Genomic DNA, 7,253 nt, shown 5'->3' with positions numbered 1-7,253 from the left:
GGCCTCGGCCTCGGCCTGTCGCTGCGCGACGGACTTCGGTGCGGCCGGTGCGGGCACGTCGGCAGCGGGTGCTGCCGGGGCCTCGGGCTCGGGAGCCGGTGCCGGACGAGCCGGACCCGGACGGGGGCCGCCGGGCTTGGGTGCACTCGACTTCGGCGCGCTGGCCTTGGCGGGTGCGCTCGGCGCGGAGGCCGAGGCGGCGGGCTTCGCCGCGGGGGCGCCGTCTGCCTGGAGGGCGGCACGGAGCTTCCGTGCCACGGGGGGCTCGATGCTCGAGCTGGCACCCCGGACGAACTCGCCGAGCTCCTTGAGCTTCTCGAGTGCGGTCTTGCTGTCGACGCCGAGTTCGCTTGCGATCTCGTGTACGCGTGGTTTAGCCACTGTTCTCCTTCACGGGCCCCACCCCGTGAAGGGGCAGGACTCAATGGATGACGGGTCTCATTTCGAGCCGCTCATCAGTTGTCCATAAGCCGTTCAGCCTGTTCTGTCATGTCCGGGCGCTCGGTCGGTTCCTGTGGGAGACCGATGATGTGGTCGAGCACCGCGGACGTGTCGGGATCGCGATCCAACCGGAGCGCACGGCGGAAAGCCCTGCGCTTGACGGCCAGATCGTAGGCATCGACGGTCGGTGTGAGCCATGCTCCCCGGCCCGGCATGACTGCCTTCGGATCCGCCACGACACGACCGTCGCTCAGGGCGACGACTCGGAGGAGGGAGGATCGGGAAGCGCGACGGCGACTGCCGATGCACGTTCTGACGGGAACCACTCTACTCCTTGCCTCGGACGTGCGCGATCCGGCGCGCCCTCGCAGGGCGCGCCGGGAGCGAAATCGTCCTAGTCCTCGCCGTCCAGGATGGAGTCCGGCTGGATGTCGATGCGGGCACCGGTGAGCTTCGCGGCCAGGCGGGCGTTCTGCCCCTCCTTGCCGATCGCGAGCGACAGCTGGTAGTCCGGCACGAGCGCGCGGACGGCCTTCGTCGAGGCGTCGAGCACGAACGCACTCGTCACCTTGGCCGGCGACAGGGCGCTCGCGACGAACGACGCCAGGTCGGACGAGTAGTCGACGATGTCGATCTTCTCGGCACCGAGCTCGTTCGTGACGGACCGGACACGTGCGCCGAGCTCGCCGATGCAGGCACCCTTCGCGTTCACGCCCGGCTCGTTCGCCTTGACGGCGATCTTCGTGCGGTGACCGGCCTCGCGGGCGAGCGAGGTGATCTCGACGACACCGGACGCGATCTCCGGGACCTCCAGCGCGAAGAGCTTCCGGACCAGGCCCGGGTGTGTGCGCGACACGGTGATCTGCGGGCCCTTGTTGCCCCGGGCGACGCTCGTCACGTACACGCGGATGCGGGAGCCGTGCGTGTACGACTCCCCCGGCACCTGTTCTTCGGGCGGCAGGATCGCCTCGATCGTGCCGAGGTCGACGTGCACCATCTTCGGGTTCGGGCCCTGCTGGACCACGCCCGCGACGATGTCGCCTTCCTTGCCGCGGAACTCGCCGAGGATCTTGTCGTCGCCGATGTCGCGCAGACGCTGGTTGATGACCTGCTTCGCCGCGAAGGCCGCGATGCGTCCGAAGTCGCTCGGCTGGTCGACGGCTTCGCCGATGACGGTGCCCTCGTCGTCGAGCTCGGGGACGTAGACGCTGACCTCGCCGGACTTCCGGTCGAGCTCCACACGCGACTGCGCGTGGGCCGGCTCGCCGTTCTCGTCGGCGTGCTTCTGGTACGCGGTCAGGATGGCAGATTCGATGATCTGGACGAGCTCGTCGAACGGGATCTCCCGCTCGCGCTCCATGAGTCGCAGGACTGCGAGATCGATCTTCACCGAGGTGCCTCCGTATTCAGATGAGTCGCTCCTGCGGGGTGGAACTGCGCAGAAGTCGGCCACAAGCCTACCCCAGAACCACGAGACGGACTGGAGGCCCGTGGCGGCGTCGCCACGGGCCTCCAGTCCGTCAGGGGTCGCGTCTAGATCGCGCGGACCGCGTCGAGCAGGTCGGCCACCGGCACGTCGCGGCGGTCGCCGGTCGCGCGGTCCCACAGCTCGACGACGCCCTCGGCGGCGCCGCGGCCGGCGACGACGACGATCGGCATGCCGAGCAGTTCGGCATCGCGGAGCTTGACACCGGGCGAGACCTTCGGGCGGTCGTCGTACAGCACGTCGAACCGCTCGCCCTCGAGCTCGGCGACGACCGAGGCCGCCAGATCGTAGGCGACCTGGTCACGGCCCGTGGCGACGATGTGCACGTCGAACGGCGCGACGTTCTTCGGCCAGACCAGGCCCTTCTCGTCGTTGTGGGACTCGGCCAGGATCGCGAGGATGCGGGTCACGCCGATGCCGTACGAGCCCATCGTGACCGTCGCGAGCTTGCCGTTCTCGTCCTGCACCTTGAGACCGAGCGCCTCGGCGTACTTGCGACCGAGCTGGAAGACGTGCCCGATCTCCATGCCGCGCGCGGTCTCGAGCGGACCGGAGCCGTCCGGGGACGGGTCACCGGCCCGGACGTCGGAGACCTCGACGACACCGTCGGCCACGAAGTCACGGCCGGCGACGAGGCCGGAGACGTGCACGCCGCGCTCGTTGGCGCCGGTGATCCAGCTCGTGCCGTCGACCACGCGCGGGTCGACGAAGTAGCGGAGGCCGGTGGCGCTGTCGGCACCGAGGACCTGCGGTCCGATGTAGCCCTTCACCAGGCCCCGGTGCTTCTTGAAGTCGTCGTCGCCGGCGGCCTCGACCTCGGCCGGGGCGAAGGACACTTCTGCGCGCTTCAGGTCGACGTCGCGGTCGCCGGGCAGGCCGACGACCACGACCTCGCGTGTGCCGTCGAGGTGGGTGAGCGCGAGGACGACGTTCTTCAGCGTGTCGGCCGCGGTCCACGGGGCGCCCTCGCGGGGCGCGACCTGGTTCGCGTGGGCGACGAGCGTGTCGATCGTCGGGGTGTCCGACGCCGGCAGCAGCACGGGCTCGGGCTGGCCCTCGATCGGCAGCGACTCGGGGACGGGGGTGACGTACGCCTCGACGTTGGCCGCGTAGCCGCCTGCGCTGCGGACGAAGGTGTCCTCGCCGACGCCGATGGGGTGCAGGAACTCCTCGGACTTGGAGCCGCCCATCGCACCGGCGTCGGCCTGGACGATGACGTAGTCGAGGCCGAGGCGGGCGAAGATCTTCTCGTACGCGTCGCGCATGACCTGGTAGCTGCGCTCGAGGCCCTCGTCGGTGAGGTCGAACGAGTACGCGTCCTTCATCGTGAACTCGCGGCCGCGCAGGAGTCCGGCGCGGGGGCGGGCCTCGTCGCGGTACTTGTCTTGGATCTGGAACAGCGTGACCGGCAGGTCCTTGTAGGACGAGTACAGGTCCTTCACCAGGAGGGCGAACATCTCCTCGTGCGTGGGTGCGAGCAGGTAGTCGGAGCCCTTGCGGTCCTGCAGGCGGAACATGCCGTCGCCGTACTCGGTCCAGCGGTTCGTCGCCTCGTACGGCTCGCGCGGCAGCAGCGCCGGGAGCAGGACCTCCTGCGCACCGGCAGCGACCATCTCGTCGCGGATGATCGCCTCGATCTTGGCGCGCACCCGGAGTCCGAGCGGCAGCCAGGCGAAGATCCCCGGGGACTGGCGACGGACGTAGCCGGCGCGGACGAGCAGCTTGTGGCTCGTCACCTCGGCGTCGGAGGGGTCGTCGCGGAGCGTACGGAGGAACAGATGCGAAAGCCGTGTGACCACGGGGCAAGCCTAGTGGCGGCGGACCGACCGCGCGGGCTCCCTGCGGGGTGCCCCGCCCCGCGCCCCGCGCCGGGCTCGAGCGACGCGGTGCGAGGTTCACTCGCTCGTGCGGCACCAGCTGCTCCGTGCGCGGCCGCAGGCTCGCCCGGAGCGATCCACCCGGCACGGAAGCGCGGAGTCCGCACCGTGCGGTACCAGCGCCGGCACGCCACGACGACGGACCGGAGGCCCGGTGCCAGCTGGCACCGGGCCTCCGGTCCGGAGGGTGGTCGCGCCTACGGCGCCATGATCACCTGGGGCGTGCCGGTGGCGGCGGCCGGCCCCATCTCGTCCGCGATGCGGTTCGCCTCGTTGATCAGGGTCTGCACGATCTCGGCCTCTGGCACGGTCTTGACGACCTGGCCCTTGACGAAGATCTGCCCCTTGCCGTTGCCCGAGGCCACGCCGAGGTCGGCCTCGCGCGCCTCGCCAGGTCCGTTCACGACGCAGCCCATCACGGCGACACGGAGCGGGACGGTCATGCCCTCGAGCCCCTTCGTGACGTCGTTCGCGAGCTGGTAGACGTCGACCTGTGCGCGACCGCAGCTCGGGCAGGAGACGATCTCGAGCTTCCGCTCGCGCAGGTTGAGCGACTGCAGGATCTGCAGGCCGACCTTGACCTCCTGCGCGGGCGGAGCGGAGAGCGACACGCGGATGGTGTCACCGATGCCCTCGGCCAGCAGGATGCCGAACGCGGTGGCGCTCTTGATCGTGCCCTGGAACTCCGGGCCGGCCTCGGTCACGCCGAGGTGCAGCGGCCAGTCGCCGGCGGCGGCGAGCTGCCGGTAGGCCTTGACCATCACGATCGGGTCGTTGTGCTTGACCGAGATCTTGAAGTCGTGGAAGTCGTGCTCCTCGAACAGGGAGGCTTCCCACACCGCGGACTCGACGAGCGCCTCGGGGGTGGCCTTGCCGTACTTCTGCAGCAGGCTCGGCTCGAGCGATCCCGCGTTCACGCCGATCCGGAGGGAGACGCCGGCGTCCTTGGCGGCCTTGGCGATCGCGCCGACCTGGTCGTCGAACTTGCGGATGTTGCCCGGGTTGACCCGGACGGCAGCACAGCCGGCGTCGATCGCCTGGAAGACGTACTTCGGCTGGAAGTGGATGTCGGCGATCACGGGGATCTGCGACTTCTTCGCGATGATCGCCAGCGCGTCGGCATCGTCCTGCGTGGGCACGGCGACCCGGACGATGTCGCAGCCCGACGCCGTGAGTTCGGCGATCTGCTGCAGCGTCGCGTTGATGTTGGTGGTCTGCGTCGTGGTCATCGACTGCACGGACACCGGGGCGTCGCCACCCACGAGCACCTTGCCGACCCGGATCTGCCGCGACTTGCGACGCGGAGCGAGGGTTTCGGGGGACTTGGGCATACCGAGGTTGACTGCGGGCACGTGAGCACTCTACGCGCTCGATCTGACCGTGCTGGGTCCGGTCCCCGTGCGTCTGTTCAGAGCTCCCTGACCGAGTCCACGACCGTGATGAGCGGGGCGTAGAGCCGCATCACCGCGAGCGCACGGTCGTGGTCCGCGTCGGTCCCGCCGGCGCAGGCGTCGGCCACGACGGTCACCGTCGCACCGGCGTCGGCCGCCGCCAGCGCGGTCGACAACACGCAGCAGTCGGTCGACACCCCCGTGAGCACCAGGTGCGGGTGGTCGCCGACGACCGCCTGGAGGCTCGTCCCCCACTTGCCGAAGGTCGGTTCCGTCACGACGGGGTCGTTCCGGTCCGCGGCAGCTGACGCGAAGGGCTCGGTGAGCGCGTAGAGGGGGTCGGCGCCCGGGACCAGTGCGAAGGGCCAGTCGCGGTAGTACGGCACCCACGCCCCCTCGGGCTGCGCCGGCGCCACGAAGCGGGTGAAGACCGTGCGGCCCGTGAACCGCGGCAGGAGCCGCTCGATGCCGGCGCCGGCATGGTCGTACCGCGGGGCGGCCCACGGGTTCTCGCCCGTGAAGACCTGCTGCATGTCGATGACGACGAGCCAGGCGTCGTCGGGGATCTCCGCGCTCATCGCAGGTCGTCCGGCGTGCCGAGCGCTTCCTGGTGACGGATCGACCCGCGCGCGAACAGCAGCGTGCCGAGGAACCCGACGAGCAGGGCGACGAGGACGCCGAGGTTCGCGTAGGCCCACGGCCCCTTGCGTCCGCCGAGGCCGAACGGCTCGAGCAGGTAGCCCTGCCAGTTGAGCCAGGACGGCACGCCGAGGGTGTTCGTGACCAGACCCCAGCCGAGCGCGGTGCCGAGCACGACGAGCACGATCGGCAGCCACCGGACGTCGCCGTAGCGTCCGTGACGGTCGTCGAGTTCGGCCTCCGCGTACGCGCGGCGTCGCAGGACGACGTCAGCGACGAAGATGCCGGCCCAGGCGGCGATCGGCACGCCGAGGGTGATGAGGAAGGCCTGGAACGGCGCGACGAAACTCGAGGCGAAGAACGCGATGTACACGGCGCCGGCGACCATGAACAGGCCGTCGACCCCGGCGGCGACCGGACGCGGGATCTTCACGCCGACGCTCAGGAGCGCCAGTCCGGACGAGTAGATGTCGAGCACCGCGCCGCCGACGAGCCCCAGGATCGCGACGATCGCGAACGGGATCAGGAACCACACCGGCAGGATCGTCGTCAGGGCGCCGATCGGGTCGTTCGCGATCGCTGCCTGCAGGTCCGGCGACGACCCGGCGAGCATGACACCGATCACCACGAGGATCGCCGGCGCGAGGGCGCCGCTGAACGTGGTCCACCCGACGACGCCACGGGTCGAGGCCGAACGGGGCAGGTACCGGGAGTAGTCAGCCGCGGCGTTCACCCAACCGAGTCCGAAGCCGGTCATCACCAGGACGAGGGCCCCGGTCACGCTCTGGGCGCTGCCCGACGGCAGAGCACCCAACGTCGCGAAGTCGATCGTCGGCGCAGCGAGCACGATGTAGACGACGGTGAGCACGGCCGTGACGACGGTGATGACGGCCTGCAGACGCATGATGACGTCGAACCCGGCGATCCCGGCGCCGACGATGAGGGCCGCGACCACGACGAGGGCGACGACCTTCGTCAGCACGCCGCCGTCCCACCCGAGTTCGGTGAACACCGTCGAGGTGGCGAGCACGGCCGCCGCGGCGAGCGAGGTCTCCCACCCGACGGTCAGCACCCAGCTGAGGAACGAGGGCAGTCGGTTCCCGCGGACCCCGAAGGCCGCGCGGCTGAGCACCATCGTCGGCGCCGACCCGCGCTTGCCGGCGATCGCGACGATGCCGCACAGCAGGAACGAGAAGGCGACCCCGACGACCGAGACGATCGTCGCCTGGGCCAGCGAGATCCCGAAATCGAGGACGAACGACCCGTAGGCGAGGCCGAGGACGGAGATGTTCGCCGCGAACCACGGCCAGAACAGTCCCCGTGGGGTGCCCTTCCGATCGGACTCGGCGATGACGTCGAGGCCCTGGCGCTCGACGGTGCGAACCTCGGGAGGGTTCGGGGCGGCTGTGGTCATCCGCT

7 protein-coding genes are annotated in these 7,253 nt (G+C 70.3%); all 7 read right to left on the bottom strand.

Features of this window, described 5'->3' with window-relative positions; translation table 11 throughout:
• A partial coding sequence (locus tag H7A73_RS09895; RefSeq protein WP_182065806.1) for a translation initiation factor IF-2 N-terminal domain-containing protein occupies nt 1–381 on the bottom strand: 381 nt, incomplete at its 3' end.
• A 74-nt stretch (nt 382–455) separates the two neighbouring features.
• Nucleotides 456–767 carry a YlxR family protein gene (locus H7A73_RS09890; protein WP_182065805.1) on the bottom strand — a complete coding sequence of 104 codons (312 nt, stop codon included), beginning with the start codon at nt 765–767 and terminating at the stop codon, nt 456–458.
• A 68-nt stretch (nt 768–835) separates the two neighbouring features.
• Nucleotides 836–1,831, bottom strand: coding sequence for a transcription termination factor NusA (nusA, locus tag H7A73_RS09885; RefSeq protein ID WP_031259736.1), 996 nt, complete (start codon nt 1,829–1,831; stop codon nt 836–838).
• 143 nt (nt 1,832–1,974) lie between these two features.
• Entirely contained in the window at nt 1,975–3,726 is a 1,752-nt protein-coding gene (locus H7A73_RS09880) for a proline--tRNA ligase (protein ID WP_182065804.1), read from the bottom strand.
• Between the two features lie 275 nt (nt 3,727–4,001).
• Entirely contained in the window at nt 4,002–5,156 is a 1,155-nt protein-coding gene (ispG, locus tag H7A73_RS09875; RefSeq protein ID WP_171907786.1) for a flavodoxin-dependent (E)-4-hydroxy-3-methylbut-2-enyl-diphosphate synthase, read from the bottom strand.
• Nucleotides 5,157–5,212: 56 nt separating this feature from the next.
• Nucleotides 5,213–5,773 (bottom strand): cysteine hydrolase family protein, encoded by a 561-nt coding sequence (locus H7A73_RS09870; RefSeq protein WP_182065803.1) that lies wholly within the window; start codon nt 5,771–5,773, stop codon nt 5,213–5,215.
• Nucleotides 5,770–7,248, bottom strand: coding sequence for a purine-cytosine permease family protein (locus tag H7A73_RS09865; RefSeq protein WP_182065802.1), 1,479 nt, complete (start codon nt 7,246–7,248; stop codon nt 5,770–5,772). The genes H7A73_RS09870 and H7A73_RS09865 overlap by 4 nt, the downstream gene beginning before the upstream one ends.
• Between the last annotated feature and the right edge of the window lie 5 nt (nt 7,249–7,253).

This window comes from Curtobacterium sp. ME12 (assembly GCF_903970855.1).
Classification (GTDB): domain Bacteria; phylum Actinomycetota; class Actinomycetes; order Actinomycetales; family Microbacteriaceae; genus Curtobacterium; species Curtobacterium poinsettiae_A.
This window is presented reverse-complemented; position numbering and strand designations above follow the sequence as displayed.